Origin of the sequence: Streptomyces pseudogriseolus (assembly GCA_002154585.1) — a bacterium.
GTDB classification, from domain to species: Bacteria; Actinomycetota; Actinomycetes; order Streptomycetales; family Streptomycetaceae; genus Streptomyces; species Streptomyces pseudogriseolus.
In genome coordinates, this window is record MUNG01000022.1 from 1 (window position 1) to 16,953 (window position 16,953).

Genomic DNA, 16,953 nt, shown 5'->3' on the forward strand with positions numbered 1-16,953 from the left:
CCTGACTCGAAGTGGCCGAGCAGCTCGGCCACTTCGAGTCAGGGCTGGGCACGCTCATCGCGGAGGCGGTGCTGGGGTGGGGGGCCCGGCGCTACCTCGACTCGCGGCCGGGCCGCGCCGCGTCCGGACCGCGCTCAGGACGCACCGGCCGCCGCCGTCGCCACGGCGGACAGACCGGCACCCGGCACCGGCTGCTGTCCCGGCTCCCGGTGCCCGACCGGCTCGCGATGGCCCTGCCCGACCCGGTGCGCTCCACCCGCACCCTGCTCACCGGCCTCGGCGCGGTGTCCGCGGGCGTGCTGGTCAGCGTGCTCATCGCCGGCTCGTCCACCCCGGACGGCGGCACCGCCGATCCGACCGGCGCCACCGGCGCGGGCGGCCGGGCCGCCGTGCCGTCCGCCTCCCCGCCGGGCGCGGCCGGCCTGCCCTCGGCGCCGGACCGCACCCGGCTGCGCAACATCTCCTCCGGCCTGTGCCTGGACACCCGCGACGAGCCCCAGGACGGTTCCGGCGCCCGGCTGGCCCCGTGCTCCACGGCATGGACCCAGCAGTGGACGTACGAGGAGGACGGGCTGCTGCGCAGCGTCGCCGACCCCGGGCTGTGCCTGGACTCCCACAAGGACGCCGGCGTGGTCGTGCTCGGCGCCTGCGCCGACTCCGGGGACCGGACCGCCGACGACGTGCGCTACGACCTCACGGTGCAGGGCGAGCTGGTGCCGCGCTGGGACGTGCAGATGGCGCTCGCCCCGTCCACCCCTGACGCGAACGCCGACATCGTCGTCAAGGTGCGCGACCGTACCGTGGAGCAGCGCTGGGCCGCCGAACCGGTCCGCTCGACCGACGCGTCCAGCGAGTCCCTCTCCGTCACCGGCCCGACGGCCCCCTCCGCCCGGTACGCCGGCGTCGCCGCGCCGGTGAGCTGAGCCGCGCGCCTCCGGGGCGGCCACGGGGCCGCCCCGGACGCGGGTCAGACCGCCGCCTCCGTGAGGTCGCCGGGCCCCACCGTGCCCGGCCCCGCGTGGCCCGACAGGGCGAGGGTCAGGTCCAGTTCGGCGAGCAGACAGCGGATCACGTGCTCCACGCCCGCCTGCCCGTCCAGGCCCAGCCCGTACACGTACGGACGGCCCACCAGCACCGCGCGGGCGCCCAGCGCGAGCGCCTTGAAGACGTCGTCACCGGTGCGCACCCCGCTGTCGAACAGCACCGTGAGCCGGTCGCCGACGGCCCGCACCACACCGGGCAGCGCGTCGGCCGCGGCGACCGCGCCCGCCACCTGCCGGCCGCCGTGGTTGGACACCACCACGCCGTCCATGCCCGCGTCGGCCGCGAGCCGCGCGTCGTCGGGGTGGCACACGCCCTTCAGGACGATCGGGCCGTCCCAGTTCTCCCGCAGGAACGCCAGATCCGGCCAGGTCTTCGCCGGGTCGGCGAACATGCCGACGAAGTGCATCACCGCCGCGTTCGGGTCCTCGTGCACCGGCCTGGCGAGGCCTGCCTGGAACGCCGGGTCGGTGAAGTAATTGGCGGTGCCCACGCCGTGCAGGAACGGCAGGTACGCCTGGTCGAGGTCGCGCGGACGCCAGGACAGCAGCGGCGTGTCCAGGGTGACGACCAGCGCGGTGTACCCGGCCGCCTTCGCCCGGCCGAGGAAGGACCGCGCGACCTCCACGTCCTTCGGCCAGTACAGCTGGAACCAGCGCTCCGCGTTCCCCATCGCCTCGGCGACCTGTTCCATCGGCGTGCTGGACGCGGACGACAGCACGAACGGCACGCCCTGCGCGGCCGCGGCGCGCGCGGCCGCCGGCTCGGCGTCCGGATGCATGATCGACAGCACCCCGACCGGCGCGAGGGCGAGCGGCGCCGGCAGCGGGCGGCCCAGCACCTCCACCGACAGGTCGCGCTCGTGGACGTCCCGCAGCATCCGCGGCACGATCCGGCGGCGGTCCAGGGCGGCCCGGTTGGCGCGCGCGGTGCTGCTGTCGCCCGCGCTGCCGGCGACGTACCCGACCGGGCCGGGGCCCAGGCGCCGCTCGGTCAGCTCCTCCAGCCGGGTCAGGTCGGTCGGCAGCCGCGGCACGGCACCCGTCATCCCGTTCAGGTAGATCTCGTACTGGAAGTCGGCCCAGTGCTTCGCCATCCGTCCCGCCCTGTCTCGTGATGCCTCGTCGGTGCCTCGGGGCGCCCTCGCGGCCCCGACGCATACTGGCCGGTATGCGCCGGTCCCGTCCAGCGTCCGGTGACAGGACGTTCCCTCCGCCCCGGGGGACGCGCGGGGTGTTCGGAGATGACCGCGAAGCGTCCCTTTCATGACCGCAAGGGGTTTCTATTCGCCCTGCGCACGACGGAATCGGAATGTTTCAGGCCGATTAACGGGCGGCGGTTATTCGGCCATCTGGCCACTTCGCTTCCGCGCGTGCCGCCTGTTTACCGGGTCGACGCGCGTCCGTTTGGTCACTTCGCGCCACTGATTCAATACGCAATGTTACTGAAATGCATGGGGTCGAGGTGAGTTTCCGCCGGGGACTCGGCAGACTCCGGCACGCCGGTTCGGCACCACCGAGCACGGGCCGGCAACCGGAAGAAACGAAGCGGAAGGATGCACACAATGCGGAACACCGCGCGCTGGGCCATCACCCTCGGTCTCACGGCCACCGCCGTCTGCGCCCCCCTCTCCGGGGCCGCGCTCGCCGCCCCGGGAGATGCCCCGTCCGCGCTCTACGCCCCCTCTGCCCTGGTGCTCACCGTCGGCAAGGGCGTCAGCGCGGCGACCGTCACCCCGGAGCGCGCGGTCACCCTGACCTGTGCACCGGGGCCCTCGGGCACCCACCCGGCCGCGGACTCCGCCTGCGCGGACCTGGCCGCCGTGGGCGGCGACCTCGATGCGCTGACCCGGAGCGAGGGCGTCATGTGCCCGATGATCTACGACCCGGTGCTGCTCACCGTGGACGGCGTCTGGCAGGGCGAGCGGGTCTCCTACGAGCGCGTCTTCTCCAACGAGTGCGAGATGAACGCGCACGGCTCGAGCGTCCTCGCCTTCTAGGACCGGGATCGCACGTTCCCGTGACCGCGTGGCGGCCCGCGGACTGGGGAGTACGGGGCACCGCGCGGACAGTGCGATCCCATGGGAGGCCGGCGGGCGGAGTGGGGCCGCCCGCCGGCCTCCGAACGTTCACCCACCGCGCCTGACGTCCTGCCGGACGGTCAGGCGCGGTCGCGGTGACTGGTGTCGCACCACGGATAGCGCCGGCTGCGCCGGCAGGTGCACAGGGCAACGCGGAAGCGGTCGGAGGACACCACCGTGCCGTCCTCCAGTTCCACCTCCACCGGACCCTCCACCAGCATGGGCCCCTTGCGCCGGAGACTGACCCGGCGCACGTCGCCGGACGCGGCCTGAGGTGCGCCTGACGCGGAACGCACGGGATCAGACGGGCCGTTCGGCACGGATCACCACCAGCTCTTCCTCGCTCTCGTCCGGGGACAGCAGCCCACGCTCCCGCAGCCACTCCACCCGGGTCCTCAGCACCGGCCCGAAGGCGATCCGCCGGCGCTGCGTGACCGCCGCCTTCAGCCCCGCCGACCGCAGACAGTCCACGGTCCGCCCGGGATCGCTGAGCGCCGACTGCACCAGCAGCAGCACCCCGCCGGGCCGCAGCATCCCCGGCGCCTCGTGGCAGATCCGGTCGAGCACGAGCCGCCCGTCACCGCCCGCGTCCCACGCGCGGGCCGCCCCGCGAGGCGGCCGGTGCGCGCCAGGAGCCGGCACGTACGGCGGGTTGGCGAGGACCAGGTCGAACGACCGTCCCCGCACCGGTTCGAACAGGTTGCCGCGCAGGACCCGGACGGGGAGACCGGCCCGCAGGGCGTTCAGCCGGGCCGCGCACACGGCCCGCCGCGACACGTCGACCGCGGTCACCCGGGCGCCGCGCCGGGCGGCCGCCAGGGCCAGGGCACCGGAACCGGTGCCGACGTCGAGGACGGCCGCGCCCGGCGCCAGCGGCTCGTCGGCCAGGGCCGCGGACAGCAGCGCGGTGTCCTCTTGAGGGGCGTACACGCCCGGAGGTGCCAGACTGTTCACAGGCGGCCGAGTACCCCGTTGGTCAAGAGACATGGGTCGCCTCCTGCGGCAGGGGAGTACGCAGCGCGGAGCGGCCCTCGCTCCAGGCGGCCAGCAGCCGGTCGCCGAGCAGGTCCTCCGTGAACACGGTGGCCGCCACGCCGAACGCGACGTCCGGCGCGAGAGCCGGCTCGTCCTCCAGCAGACCGCCGATCACGTCCTTGCGGACCACCTGCTCGTGCACCGCGTCCGCCTCCACGTGCTCGTCGTAGAAGTGCTCGGCGGCGGGTCCCGCGCCCGTGCGGCGCATGGCCTCGGCGAGCCTCCGGGACCCCGGCGAGGACGTGATCTCGACCGTCGCGAAATGCCCCACCAGGGCGCCCCGCAGCGTGCGGTGCAGCCCGAACAGCGACATCAGGTTCACCGTGACCAGCACCTCCGCGGGTGCCGCGTCCAGATGGCGGCCGTAGGTGGTGTCCAGCCCGAGGTCCGTCATCAGGTCCGCCCACAGCCGGGCGTGCACCCGGTCGGCCCGCCCGCCGCCGAACTCGTCGAACTCCACGGCCGCCATCGCCGCCTTGGCCCGGCCGCGCAGCCGCGGCAGCACCCAGGCGTGCGGGTCGGCCTCCTTCAGGTGGTAGAGGGAGCGCAGCGCCGCGTACTCGCGCAACTGCCACAGCTCGCCCCGGTCCCGCAGGAAGTGGCTGACGCCGGTGCCGTCCACCGGCTCGACCAGGATCCCGGCGAGCGCGTCGTCGACGCTGTCGTACCGCGGGGCGTCCTCGCGGAGCGCGGCGAGGAAGCGCCGCTCCATGGCGGCCCGGGTCCGCAGCAGGTCCGGGTCCCACTCCAGGGTGGGCGCCACGTCCGCGAAGCCGCGGTAGTGCAGTTCGTAGCAGAGGTAGAGGGCGAGCTGAAGGTCCTCGCCGTACACCGGGGCGGCGGCGACCTCCGCGTCGGAGGGCAGCGCGCCGGCGCCTCGCAGATACCTGGTCACGGCACGGCTGAGCGGCCCGCGCGGCGCGGGCAGCAGAGGTTCGTCTCGGGGGTCGTCCATGGTCCCCGGGTACCCGGACGGAGCATGGAAACGCCCGGTGGCGTGGCAGGGGCGGGCGTACCGGGTACCCCATGACCTCATGAAGGCACTGGTGATCAACTGCACGCTCAAGAAGTCCCCGAAACCCTCCAACACCGAGGCGCTGTTCCGGACCGTCACCGAGCAGCTGGAGCGGGAGGGCGTCGAGGTCGACGTCGTCCGCGCCGTGGACCTGGACATCGCCCCCGGCGTGGTCAGCGAGGCCGTGCACGAGGGCGACGACTGGCCCGGGGTGCACGAAAAGCTGCTCGCGGCCGAGATCCTCGTCATCGCCTCCCCGACCTGGCTGGGCCAGCCGTCGTCGGTGGCCAAGCGCGTCCTGGAGCGCATGGAGGGGCTGATGTCCGAGACCGACGACGACGGACGCCCGGTCGCCTACAACCGGGTCGCCGGCGTCGTCGTCACCGGCAACGAGGACGGGGCCCACCATGTGATCAGCGAGATCACCGGCGGGCTCCAGGACATCGGCTACACCATCCCCGGCCAGGCGTGGACCTACTGGAACCAGGGTCCGGGGCCGGGACCGAGCTTCCTGGAGGGCGGCAGCGGTCACGACTGGTCGCGCAGCACGGGCCGCGCGATGGCCGCCAACCTGCTGGGCGTCGCCCGCGCCCTCGCCGCCCGGCCCCTCGGGGCGCCGCCGAAGTAGCCGTGGCAGTGCCGTGGGAGTGATGAGGGCGCGCGGCTACTCGCCCTCCGCCTCCTCCTGCGCCCGCGTGTTGGTGGTGGTCGCGTCTCCCGCCTCGCCGTGGTGGCGGCGGTCCTCCTCGGTCTCCTGGGTGCGCCGCTCGGCCTCCTCGACCTCGCGCAGCACCTCCTCGAGGGCCGACTCGGACTGCTTCGGGGTGTCGTGGTGCTGGTCGTGCTCGTCGTGCTCGGACAAGGGGATCTCCTCAGGTCGTGCCGGTCGGTCGGTCGTGCCGGTCGTGTTCGTGCCGACCGTGGTCGTCCGGTCAGTGCCGGGCGGCGGCGATGTGCAGCGGCACCGGTTCGGCGCCGTCCGACTCCTTCTCGCTGCGCCGGGCGATCTCCGCCCACCAGGCCGGGCCGTCCTCCACATGGCGCAGCAGCACCCCCTCGCGCAGCGCCCAGGGGCAGATCGTCACCGTCGCAAGGCCGGTCAGCTTCATCGCGGTGTGCGCCACCACCGCGCCCGCCAGGCTCTGCGTCGCGCGGGGCGCGGAGATGCCGGGCAGCCGGGCGCGTTCGGCTGCGGGCAGGGCGGCCAGCCGGTCCACCGCCCCGCGCAGGTCGGCGGCGGACAGCACCCGCTCCTCGAACGGGCCGTGCCGTCCGGGCGCGGCCCCGCACAGCCGGCCCAGCTGCTGGAAGGTACGGGAGGTGGCGACCGCCGTGCGCGGGCCCTCCCAGCGGATCCGGGCCGCGGCGTCGCGCAGCTGGTGACGGACCCGCCGGCGCAGCGCGCGTACCCGGTCGGGCGCGGGCGGGTCCTCGTCCTCGAAGTACTCGTGCGTCAGCCGGGCCGCGCCCAGCGGCAGCGAGGCGGCGAAGTCGGGCAGCCGGCCGCGCCCGAAGGCGACCTCCAGGGAGCCGCCGCCGATGTCCAGCACGGCCAGCGGACCGCAGCGCCAGCCCATCCAGCGGCGAGCGGCGAGGAAGGTGAGCTCCGCCTCGACCTCGCCGGGGAGGGTGCACAGTTCGACGCCGGTGCGCTCCCGGACGGTGCGCAGCACCTCGTGCCGGTTCGGCGCGCCGCGCACCACGGCCGTGGCGAACGCGAGGGGACCGGCGGCGCCCCAGCGCGCGGCGGCCCGGTCCGCCGCCGCGACGGCGTCCACCAGGTCCTCCACGGCGCGCTCCGGGACCGGGCCGCCGGGGGTGACCTGCTCGGACAGGCGCAGCCGCCACTTGGCGGTGTTCACGGGCAGGGGGGCGCCGCCCTCCGTGTCCGACACGACGAGCCTGACGGTCTTCGACCCGACATCCACCACGCTGGTCCGCATGGCCCGTGGGTACCCACTTCCCGCCCTGTCCAACGGGCGGCCCATACGGAGGGGCGGATACACGCCACGGCCGTGCCCCTCCGGGGGCGCGGGGAACTCCGTACCCGGCGGGCAAGAGTCCCCGGTACCCCGGTGGCCGCACGGGGTGGGGCGCGGGCCCGCTGGAGGGGTGCCGCCTGCGCCCACCCTCCCCCACTCTCGGCTTCGCTCGAGCGGGAGGTACCCCCATCGCCTTGGGGGTACCTCCCAGGCCCTCAAGGCACTGGGGGAGGCACGACTGCCCGCAAGCGGCGGCGCCCTAAGGGGCGCGGGGAACTGCGCGACCGGCCCCGTGCGGCCTGCACCCGGCGTGCAACAGTCCCCGGCACCCCAGTGGCCGTACGGGGTGGGGCGCGGGCCCTTTATAGTCCTTGATTGGAATATAACTGCCGAGGAATATTGGAGCCATGCCCGACCCCGCCCTCTGGGCTGCCCTCGCCGACCCGCACCGGCGGGCCGTCATCGCGCTGCTGCGCACCGGCCCCCACACCGTGGGCGAAATAGCGCAGGAATGCGAACTGAGCCAGCCCAGCGCCTCCAAGCACCTCAAGGTGCTGCGCGAGGCCGGCCTGGTCCGGGTCCGCCAGGAGGCGCAGCGTCGCGTGCACACCCTCGACCCCGCCCCGCTCGCCGCCCTCGACGACTGGCTGGCGCCGTACCGGAAGCTGTGGGGCGAGAGCCTCGACGCGCTGGGCCGCCGCCTGGACGCCCGGCCGGACACCACCGAACCGACGACCCCGAAGGACTGATCGCCATGGCCGCCGAGCTCACCGGCACCTTCCTCACCCTGGACGACGGCCGCCCCGCCGTCCGCTTCGTCCGCGAGTACGACCACCCCGTCGACCGGGTCTGGAGGTTCGTCACCGATGCCGACGAACTCGTCCACTGGTTCCCCTCGCGCGCGGAGATCGACCTGCGTCCCGGCGGCGCCGTCGTCTTCAGCGGCGACCCCGCCCTGGAGGACTCCACCGGCCGGGTCGTCGCCGTCGACCCGCCCCGCCACCTGTCCTTCACCTGGGAGGAGGACGAGATCCACTTCGACCTGGAGGAGCTGGGGGAGAAGCGCACCCGCTTCACCCTCACCAACGTGCTGGGCGCCGAGAACACCGCCGCCCGCAACAGCGCCGGCTGGGACGTGTGCCTCTCCGCGCTGGACGCGTGGGCGCGCGGCGAGCGCTTCGAAGGGCCGCACGCCGGCCCGGACGCGCCCGCCCGGGAGCTGTACGAGGCCTACGTCGCGGCCGGGGTGCCCTCAGGGGCGCCGTACCCGGGCACGGACGACTGACAGCCGGCCGCTCAGGCCAGCTGCCGCCGCACCAGCTCGTGCAGCCGCCCCCGCGTGTCGGCGAGCAGCTCAGCGGGGGTGCCCTGCTGGACCACCTTGCCGGCCTCCATCACCACCACCCGGTCCGCGTCCAGCACCGTCGACAGACGGTGGGCGATGACGATGCGGGTCGCCCGCAGCGCCTTGGTGCTCTCGATGACCGTGCGCTGCGTCTCGTTGTCCAGGGCGCTGGTCGCCTCGTCGAAGAAGAGGATCCGGGGCCGGCGGATCAGCGCCTGGGCGATCATCAGCCGCTGCCGCTGACCACCGGAGACCGCGCCGCTGCCGGAGACGATGGTGTGCAGCCCCATCGGCATCCGGCGGATGTCCTCCGCCAGACCCGCCATCTCCGCCGCCGCCATCGCCTCCTCCGGCGTGTACGGCTCGCTCCCGCAGATCACGTCCATGATCGACCCGGTGAACGGCTGCGCGTGCTGGAGCACCACACCGCACTGCCGCCGCACCGCCGACCGGTCGAGCGCGGCCAGGTCCTGGCCGTCGTACAGCACGCTGCCGGACAGCGGGCGGTCGAAGCCGATCAGCAGCCGCAGCAGCGTCGACTTGCCGCAGCCGCTCGGGCCGACGACCGCCACGAACTCGCCCGGCCGCGCCTCGAAGGACACGTCGTCCAGCACCAGCGGGCCGTCGTCGGTGTAGCGGAAGGACACCCGCCGCGCCTCGATCGCGCCGGTCAGCGGCCCCGGACGGGTGCTCGCCACGCGGACCTCGGGCGTCGCGTCCAGCACCGGCTTGATCTGTTCGAACAGCGGCAGTGCGGCGACCGCCGAGACGAACGAGCCGGTCAGCTGCGTGACCGAGGTCAGCACCATCGTCACCGACGTGTTGAAGGTGAGGAACTCCGCCGCCGTCATCGACCCGCGCGCCGGGCCCGCCAGCAGCATGAACATCCCCAGCGTGCACAGCGGCAGATAGACCGCGCCCAGCACCGCCGTCAGGTTCTTGATCCGCCCGGCCTTCTGCTGGAGCTCCCGGCTGCGCGCGAACTGCGACGCCCACGCCGCGTACGCGTAGTTCTCCGCCGCCGCCACCCGCAGCTTCGGCAGTCCGCGCAGCGTCTGGAACGCCTGGTTGTTCAGCTTGTTGGTGAGCACCACCAGCCGCCGCTGCCAGCGCACCTGCCACAGCCCCAGCCCCAGGAACACGCCCGCGATCACCACCAGCATGCCCATCGCGGCCAGCGCCATCGGCACGCTGAACCACAGCAGCAGCGCCAGGTTCACCGCCCCCACCGTCACCGACTGGGTCACCGTGGGGCCCACCCCGGCCAGCATCCGGCGGATCGCGCTGATGCCCATCGCCGCGCTCGCCAGCTCACCCGTGGACCGCTCCGTGAAGAACCGGGTCGGCAGCCTCAGCAGCCTGTCCCACACGGCCGGCTGGAGCGTGGCCTCCACCCGGCCCTCGAGCCGCAGCAGCGTGAGGTTCTGCAACAGCATGAACGCGGCCGCGACCACACTGCTCAGGATCACCGCCAGACACACCTGCACGATCAGGTCCGTCTGCGCCTTCGGCACGTACTCGCCGAGCACCCGGCCCGTCGCCAGAGGCACCAGCGCCCCCAGCACCACCGTCACCAGACCGCTCAGCACCAGCCCCGTCAGATCGCCGCGGGTGCCGCCCATGCAGAACCGCACCAGCCGCAGCGGGCTCAGCCCCCGCTCGGGCAGCGGGCGGTAGAACATCACCGCACGCGGCTCGAACTCCTCGGCGTTCGCCTTCTCCACCGGGGTCTCCCGGCCGGTCGACGGATGCACGGCCACATAGCCGCCGCGCCGCCACAGCAGCGCCACCGGCGCCCCCGACAGCGCGCGACGGCCCACCAGCGGACCCACGTCGTCGCGCCACCACCGGCCCTCCAGCCGCACCACCCGGGTACGCAGCCGCGAGGCCAGCGCCACCTGCTCCACCGGGTCCAGCCGGTCGGCCCCGGTCCCGGACTGCGCGGGCGGGGCCAGGGAGATCCCGGCCGCCCGCGCCACCAGCTCGCAAGCCGCGTACGTGGCGTCCGCGTCCGCGGCCGTCGTGCGCCGGTCCGACCTCTTCCCGATCGACGCGAGCAGCGTCCGGTCCGCCTGCGCCCGCACCGCCTCACCGGCCGCGATGCCCTGCGCGGTACGCGTCTCGTGCGTCTCCTCCAGCTGCTCGATCCACCGGTCGAGCGTGGTCATCAGCCGGTACTGCTGGTCGACCATGGTCTGCCACAGCGCCGGGTCCATCAGCAGGTCGGCCGCGGCCTCCGCGCCGTACAGGGAGCCGTACTGCACGCTGCCCGGCGGCACCTGCATCCAGAACACGTCGTCGTCGGCGGGCGCCGCCGCCCGCTCCGTCGCCATCGGCGCCTGGAACAGCACCGCGAGGCTCCGGCCCACGCCCAGCGCGAGCGCGTACTCCAGCGGACTCGTCGTCGGCGGCACGTACTGCGGGTTGCCGTACTCGTCGTACGACCAGGTCTGGGTGTGGGCCTCCTGGTACAGCTCGCGCAGCGCGATGCGGTGCACCACGCAGTCCCGCAGCGGCCGCGCCACCAGCGTGTGCGCCGGACCGGCCACCGGGCCGAGCACCAGCGAACCCGCCTCGAGACGGCCCAGGTGGTGCCAGTGCCCCTGCTGCTCCGCGTCCACCGCGAACAGGTCCACGGCCCCGGACGCGATCAGCCACAGCACCTGCGGCCCGTCCAGGTCCAGCTTCCCGAACCCGGAGCAGTCGATCGGGGTGCCCAGCGCGCCGAGCGCGCCCAGGACGACGTCGCCGCCCTGCCCCTCCTGCACGGCAGTCATTTCATCGCTCCCTGACCAGCGCCGCGTACGCCCCGCCCCGCGCCACCAGCTCCTCGTGCCGTCCGCGCTCCACGACCGTGCCCTGGTCCAGGACGACGATCTCGTCGCTGTCGCGGACCGTGGACAGCCGGTGCGCGATCACCACGCACGCGCAGCCGCGGCGGCGCAGGTTGTCCATCACCACCAGCTCCGTCTCGGCGTCCAGCGCGCTGGTCACCTCGTCGAGCACCAGGATGCTCGGCCGGCGCACCAGCGCCCGCGCGATCTCCAGACGCTGGCGCTGACCGCCGGAGAAGTTCCGGCCGTCCTGCTCGACCGGACTGTGGATGCCGCCAGGACGGCGCACGATCACCTCGTACAGCGCCGCGTCCTTCAGCGCCTCGACCACGGCCTCGTCCGGGATCGACGGGTCCCACAGCGCCACGTTGTCCCGCACCGTCCCCTCGAACAGGAACACGTCCTGGTCGACGAACGACACGGACGCGGCCAGCGCCCCGCGCGGGATGTCCTCGATGCGCTGCCCGTCGATCCGGATCACGCCCTCCCACGGGGTGTAGAGCCCCGAGATCAGCCGCGACACGGTCGACTTGCCGCTGCCCGAGCCACCCACCAGCGCCACCTGCCGGCCCGGACCCACCGTCAGGTCGAAGCCGGTCAGCAGCGGCTTGTCCAGCGGGTTGTAGCCGAAGGTGAGGTTCTGCAGCTCCACATGGCCGTGCAGCCGCCGGGTCGACTCGCCGGCGCCCGGACGGCCGTACAGCGGGTCCGCCCGGAAGTTCTCGACGTCCTTCAGCCGGGCCACGTCGGCGGCGAAGTCCTGGATGCGGCCCGCCACCCCGTTCAGCCGGGTCAGCGGCGCGGTGAACCGGGCGACCAGCGCCTGGAAGGCGACCAGCAGACCGACCGAGATGTGCCCCTCCACCGCCCGCATGCCGCCGATCCACAGGATCAGCGCGCTGTTGAGCGTGGCCAGCGTCGGCGCGACGACGCCGAGCCACGCGCTCGGCACCCCGAGCCGCTGCTGCTCCTCCAGCGTGGTGGCGTGCTGCCCCGCCCACTTGCGGAAGTAGCCGTCCTCACCGCCGGTCGCCTTCAGCGTCTCGATCAGCTGGAGCCCCGTGTACGCGGTGTTGGTGAGCCGCGCCGTGTCCGCGCGCAGCTTCGCCGTGCGGGTCGCGCGCAGCCGGATCACGATCCGCATCGCCAGGATGTTCAGCAGCGCCACCCCGATCCCGACGAACGTGAGCTGCGGGTCGTACGTGTAGAGCAGCACCGCGTACAGCACCACCACCACGGCGTCGACGCCCGCCGCCGACAGGTCGCGGGCCAGTGTCTCGGCCACCGCGTCGTTGGACTGGAGCCGCTGCACCAGGTCGGCGGGGCTGCGCTGGGAGAAGAACGTCACCGGCAGCCGCAGCAGATGGCGCAGGAACCGCGCGCTGGACAGCGTGGACGAGATCAGCCGGCCGCGCAGCAGGTTCGCCTGCTGGAGCCACGTCAGCAGCAGTGTCAGCAGCACACAGGCGCCCATCGACGCGAACAGCACGTCCAGCATCGACGTCCGCTGCCCGATCAGGAACTCGTCGATGAAGGTGCGGCTGAGGCCCGGCACCGCCGCGCCCACCGCGACCAGCAGCAGACTGGTCAGCACCACGGCGGGCATGGTGCCCGCGGTGCCGCGCAGCCGGGCCGGCATCGCGCCCAGCACGCCCGGCCTGCGGCCGCCGCGGGTGAAGTCCTCGCCGGGCTCCATCACCAGCACCACGCCGGTGAAGCTGCCGTCGAACTCCTCCAGCGGCACGAACCGGCGGCCCTTCGCCGGGTCGTTGACGTACACCCCGCGGCGGCCGAAGCGGCGGCCCATGCCGTCGTAGACGACGTAGTGGTTGAACTCCCAGAACAGGATGGCCGGCGCCGTCACCTCGGCGAGGGCGGCCAGGTCCATCTGCATGCCCTTGGCGGTCAGCCCGTAACTGCGGGCCGCCTTCAGCAGGTTGCTTGCGCGCGAGCCGTCCCGTGAGACGCCGCACGCGATGCGCAGCTCCTCCAGCGGCACATGACGGCCGTGGTGGCCCAGCACCATCGCGAGCGAGGCGGCGCCGCACTCCACGGCCTCCATCTGGAGCACGGTGGGCGTACGGACCGTCTTCGCGCGGGACCTGGGCACCTTGCGGCGGGGCGGGGCGGCACGGCGTCTGCCGCGGGTCTCCTGTGCGGTGCTCACGGCAGCAGCCAATCCACGGGACGCCGGTCGGCCAGCCGGATCGAACCGTCGGCCAGGGTCATCGACGTCAGCTCGAACGGCGGGCCCTGGGCCGAGGACCACGCGTAGCCGCTCTCCGTGCTGTCGGAGCGCTTCAGCTTCACGGTGACCGCCACCGGCCTGCCGTCCCGGGTGAACTCCTCGCCCAGCTGGGTGTCGCCGAGGAACGCGGCGATCTGCCGCGGGGACTGGGCGGAGCGGTCCACCTCCGTCACCTCGCCGCGCAGCACGCCGTACTCCTGGCTCGGCACCGACTGCACCGTCAGGTCGACGAGGGCGTGCGCGGGAATGCCGGCGGCCTTCTGCGCGGGGACGTACACCGTCGCGTACAAGGGGGAGCCGGCGCCGCGCACCTTCTCCACCGCGGCGACGTCCGCGCCGGTCGAGATGATCTGCCCGGCGCTCGCGGCGAGCGCGGTGACCCGGCCCGCCTGAAGGGTGCGCACGGTCTCGTCGCCGTCCGGTGTACGCACCTTGAGCACGGGGGAGTTCGCCGGCAGCCGCTCGCCCTCGCGCGCGAGCACGGCGACGACCTGACCGGCGACGGGACTCTGCAGGATGTAACTGCCCTGCCCGTACGTGAGGACGGCGGGCGCCTGGACCGTGGAGGTGACCGAGCCGGTCAGCGCCCAGACGGACGCGGCGGCCATCGCGATCACGGTGACGGACAGCACCAGCCAGCCCTGCGGGCGGGCGAAACGCACCGGCAGGTCGAGTTCCTCCGGCGACTGGAGCTTGGCGAGGGCCTGTTGACGGAATTGCACGGGTCTTCCCTCACCTGGGTGAACTGTGCGACGTGACGGAAGGGACGCCTCGGTCCGCGGGGCCCGCGGACCGGGTGGGGCTGTGGACGCACCACAGAGTCCCGGAGCCGGGGAACGGCTCCGGGACTCGGCGGAACAAGGGCGCGATCAGAGACCGGCGACCAGGTTGGTGACCGGGGCCGTGTTCAGGCCGGTGACACCCTCGACGGTGCCGACGGCCGTGTCGACCAGGCCGGAAACCGGGGCGATGCTGTCCAGGGCACCGGTGAGGGTGTTCACGGCGTTCACGGACAGACCGCCGGAGACGGCGTCGAGCTCGGTGTCGGAGATCTCGACGGTCTCGACCTGGGGGGTGGAGTTCATGATGGAACTTCCCTTCGTATGGACTTTCACAAGGGGGGAGCGGCCCCCCTCTGGGGACAGATGAAGGCCGCGACCGCGGGCGCTCCGAGCGCCCGTCGCCGGGAGCCCGGAACGGCCTTGCGGTGCGATGGATCAAAGCACGCGGCCACCGGCCGCTTCCAATCCCTCACCCGCCTCACCAGGCAACTTGCGTCCACAAGGCCCCCAAGCGTGCAGACGAGGGCACGGCTCGGGGGCGAGTTCTTCACATGGGCCACCGCATCGACGCATCCGGCCACTTGCGCCCCCCTGGCCGGAATCCGACACACCGGCCGCAAAGGCGTGTCCCGGATGGGCGCCCTGTGAACGGACGGCGGGTCAGGTGACCGGGTTGGGCAGTCGCTGTGCAGATTCGCCGAAGCCGGGATTCGGGCCGGGGCCGGGCACGGAGCGTGTGTGTTCCGTGGCGCACGGTGAGCACCGCGGACCGCGTTGAACACTCCTCAACTCCCTTGCGTACCAACGACCGTCCAGGCGCCCCGAACAGCCGCCGCCGGACGGCGGCACGACTCCGGTCCCCCACAGGAGGTCGAGAAGTTTGAGTCACAAGCGAATCCCGAAGCGCAAGGCCGCGATAGCGGTGGGCGGTGTGGTGGCCCTCGGCGCCGCCGCGATCCTGCTCCCCAGCGCCAACGCCTCCCAGGACGGCGCGCCGGACGACGCCGCGGCAGCGCCCAGGACCCTGAAGGCGGGCGACGCCTCCGACCTCGCCGCCCGGCTCGCCGGCACGCTCGGTGACGCCTACGCGGGCGCCTGGTACGACGGCGAGGACAAGCGGCTCGTCGTCAACGTGGTGCGCGGCGAGGGCGACATGGCCCTGAAGGTCCGCAGCGCGGGCGCGGAGGTGCGCGAGGTCGACAACAGCATGGCCGAACTCCAGGCCGGTGCGGGCACGTTGAAGTCGGAGGCGACCATCCCCGGCACGTCCTGGGCGGTCGACCCGCGCACCAACAAGATCCTCGTCACCGCGGACAGCACGGTCACCGGCGACAAGTGGGACCGGCTGGAGTCCACCGTCGAGAGCCTCGGCTCCGGCATGGCCACCCTCAAGAAGTCCGAGGGCACCTTCCGCACCTTCGTGTCCGGCGGCGACGCCATCTTCGCGGGCGGCGCCCGCTGTTCGCTCGGCTTCAACGTCACCGCGGGCGACGGCAGCCCGGCGTTCCTCACCGCCGGACACTGCGCCGCCGCCGGCGACGCGTGGTCCGACCAGCAGGGCGGCGAGCCGATCGCCACGGTCGACCAGGCGCTGTTCCCCGGCGACGGCGACTTCGCGCTCGTCAGGTACGACGACCCGGCCACCGAAGCCCCGAGCGAGGTGAACGTCGGCGGGCAGACCGTCCCGATCGTCCAGGCCGCGGAGGCCACCGTCGGCCAGCAGGTGTTCCGCATGGGCAGCACCACCGGCCTCGCCGACGGGCAGGTGCTCGGCCTCGACGCCACGGTGAACTACCCCGAGGGCACGGTCACCGGACTCATCCAGACCGACGTGTGCGCCGAGCCCGGCGACAGCGGGGGCTCGCTGTTCACCCAGGACGGTCTGGCCATCGGCCTGACCTCCGGCGGCAGCGGCGACTGCACGGTGGGCGGCGAGACGTTCTTCCAGCCTGTCACCACGGCGTTGGAGGCGGTCGGTGCGACGCTGGGTGACGGTGGCGGCGCGGCCGCCGGTGATCAGGCCGACGGCCAGGACGCCGGGGCCGAGCAGGACGGTGCGGGTGGCGACCAGGGCGTCCAGGAACAGTCGGACATGGGCTCCGACCGCCACTCGGGACTGACCCGGACGCACTGACCCTGCGCGGGTCAGGAACACCGCCCGTCCACGGCAGGCGCCTCAAGGGGCGCGGGGAACTGCGCGCCCGGCCCCGTACGGCCTGCACCCGGCGTGCGACAGTCATCGGCACCTCGGTGGCCGTCCGGGCGCGGAGCGCCCTTCAGGGGCGCGGGGAACTGCGCGCCCAGCCACGAGGTGCCTGCACCCGGCGTGCAACAGTCCCCGGCACCTCGGTGGCCGTACGGGAGTGGGGCGCGGGCCCGCTGGAGGGGTGCCGCCTGCACCCACCCTCCCCCACTCTCGGCTTCGCTCGAGCGGGAGGTACCCCCATCGCCCTGGGGGTACCTCCCAGGCCCTCAAGGCACTGGGGGAGGCACGACTGCCCGCAGGCGGCAGGCGCCTCAGGGGCGCGGGGAACTGCGCGCCCGGCCCCGTACGGCCTGCACCCGGCGTGCAACAGTCCCCGGCACCTCGG

At 73.6% G+C, this 16,953-nt stretch carries 15 protein-coding genes and 1 pseudogene; 6 read left to right on the forward strand and 10 right to left on the reverse strand.

Annotation, left to right across the window (positions count from 1 at the left end; genetic code table 11):
• Nucleotides 1-14: 14 nt before the first annotated feature.
• A pseudogene (locus tag CCN29_RS03490) lies at nt 15-923 on the forward strand (RICIN domain-containing protein); the annotation flags it as partial.
• A 44-nt stretch (nt 924-967) separates the two neighbouring features.
• Here the strand turns inward: CCN29_RS03490 and CCN29_RS03495 are convergent.
• Entirely contained in the window at nt 968-2,137 is a 1,170-nt protein-coding gene (locus CCN29_RS03495) for a lactate 2-monooxygenase (protein ID WP_031020754.1), read from the reverse strand.
• 468 nt (nt 2,138-2,605) lie between these two features.
• On the opposite strand from CCN29_RS03495, the gene CCN29_RS03500 reads away from it, so the two are divergent.
• Complete coding sequence (locus tag CCN29_RS03500; RefSeq protein WP_031020755.1) at nt 2,606-3,040, forward strand: subtilase-type protease inhibitor; 435 nt, start codon at nt 2,606-2,608, stop codon at nt 3,038-3,040.
• Between the two features lie 161 nt (nt 3,041-3,201).
• Here the strand turns inward: CCN29_RS03500 and CCN29_RS03505 are convergent, their stop codons facing one another.
• The 3 genes from CCN29_RS03505 to CCN29_RS03515 are packed head-to-tail and all read right to left on the reverse strand — an operon-like array spanning nt 3,202 to nt 5,111.
• Complete coding sequence (locus CCN29_RS03505) at nt 3,202-3,375, reverse strand: CDGSH iron-sulfur domain-containing protein (protein WP_031020756.1); 174 nt, start codon at nt 3,373-3,375, stop codon at nt 3,202-3,204.
• A 46-nt stretch (nt 3,376-3,421) separates the two neighbouring features.
• The gene (locus CCN29_RS03510; RefSeq protein ID WP_086679990.1) at nt 3,422-4,108 is read right to left on the reverse strand and encodes a HemK2/MTQ2 family protein methyltransferase; all 687 of its coding nucleotides are present in this window, start codon (nt 4,106-4,108) and stop codon (nt 3,422-3,424) included.
• Entirely contained in the window at nt 4,098-5,111 is a 1,014-nt protein-coding gene (locus CCN29_RS03515) for an iron-containing redox enzyme family protein (RefSeq protein WP_006132899.1), read from the reverse strand. The genes CCN29_RS03510 and CCN29_RS03515 overlap by 11 nt, the downstream gene beginning before the upstream one ends.
• A gap of 79 nt (nt 5,112-5,190) precedes the next feature.
• Between CCN29_RS03515 and CCN29_RS03520 the strand changes: the two genes are divergently transcribed.
• Nucleotides 5,191-5,799: a flavodoxin family protein gene (locus CCN29_RS03520; protein WP_086680014.1), complete on the forward strand. Its 609-nt coding sequence runs from the start codon at nt 5,191-5,193 to the stop codon at nt 5,797-5,799.
• A gap of 36 nt (nt 5,800-5,835) precedes the next feature.
• Here the strand turns inward: CCN29_RS03520 and CCN29_RS03525 are convergent, their stop codons facing one another.
• A complete protein-coding gene (locus CCN29_RS03525) occupies nt 5,836-6,033 on the reverse strand; it encodes a hypothetical protein (RefSeq protein ID WP_006132901.1) in 198 nt (65 codons plus the stop codon).
• A 70-nt stretch (nt 6,034-6,103) separates the two neighbouring features.
• A complete protein-coding gene (locus CCN29_RS03530) occupies nt 6,104-7,114 on the reverse strand; it encodes a Ppx/GppA family phosphatase (RefSeq protein ID WP_086679992.1) in 1,011 nt (336 codons plus the stop codon).
• A gap of 446 nt (nt 7,115-7,560) precedes the next feature.
• Between CCN29_RS03530 and CCN29_RS03535 the strand changes: the two genes are divergently transcribed.
• Complete coding sequence (locus CCN29_RS03535; RefSeq protein ID WP_006132904.1) at nt 7,561-7,902, forward strand: ArsR/SmtB family transcription factor; 342 nt, start codon at nt 7,561-7,563, stop codon at nt 7,900-7,902.
• A 5-nt stretch (nt 7,903-7,907) separates the two neighbouring features.
• Nucleotides 7,908-8,438: an SRPBCC family protein gene (locus tag CCN29_RS03540; protein ID WP_086679994.1), complete on the forward strand. Its 531-nt coding sequence runs from the start codon at nt 7,908-7,910 to the stop codon at nt 8,436-8,438.
• An 11-nt stretch (nt 8,439-8,449) separates the two neighbouring features.
• Here CCN29_RS03540 and CCN29_RS03545 read toward each other — a convergent pair whose 3' ends face one another.
• From CCN29_RS03545 to CCN29_RS03560, 4 genes are all read right to left on the reverse strand, one after another.
• Nucleotides 8,450-11,275, reverse strand: a complete 2,826-nt coding sequence (locus CCN29_RS03545) for an NHLP bacteriocin export ABC transporter permease/ATPase subunit (RefSeq protein ID WP_006132910.1) — start codon at nt 11,273-11,275, stop codon at nt 8,450-8,452.
• A gap of 1 nt (nt 11,276) precedes the next feature.
• The gene (locus tag CCN29_RS03550) at nt 11,277-13,499 is read right to left on the reverse strand and encodes an NHLP family bacteriocin export ABC transporter peptidase/permease/ATPase subunit (protein WP_031020763.1); all 2,223 of its coding nucleotides are present in this window, start codon (nt 13,497-13,499) and stop codon (nt 11,277-11,279) included.
• On the reverse strand, nt 13,496-14,302 hold the full coding sequence (locus tag CCN29_RS03555) for an HlyD family efflux transporter periplasmic adaptor subunit (RefSeq protein WP_086679995.1): 807 nt from the start codon (nt 14,300-14,302) through the stop codon (nt 13,496-13,498). The genes CCN29_RS03550 and CCN29_RS03555 overlap by 4 nt, the downstream gene beginning before the upstream one ends.
• A gap of 147 nt (nt 14,303-14,449) precedes the next feature.
• Nucleotides 14,450-14,665: a hypothetical protein gene (locus CCN29_RS03560; RefSeq protein ID WP_006132914.1), complete on the reverse strand. Its 216-nt coding sequence runs from the start codon at nt 14,663-14,665 to the stop codon at nt 14,450-14,452.
• Nucleotides 14,666-15,242: 577 nt separating this feature from the next.
• Here CCN29_RS03560 and CCN29_RS03565 point away from each other — a divergent pair.
• Nucleotides 15,243-16,496, forward strand: coding sequence for a S1 family peptidase (locus tag CCN29_RS03565; protein ID WP_086679996.1), 1,254 nt, complete (start codon nt 15,243-15,245; stop codon nt 16,494-16,496).
• The last annotated feature ends 457 nt before the right edge of the window (nt 16,497-16,953 follow it).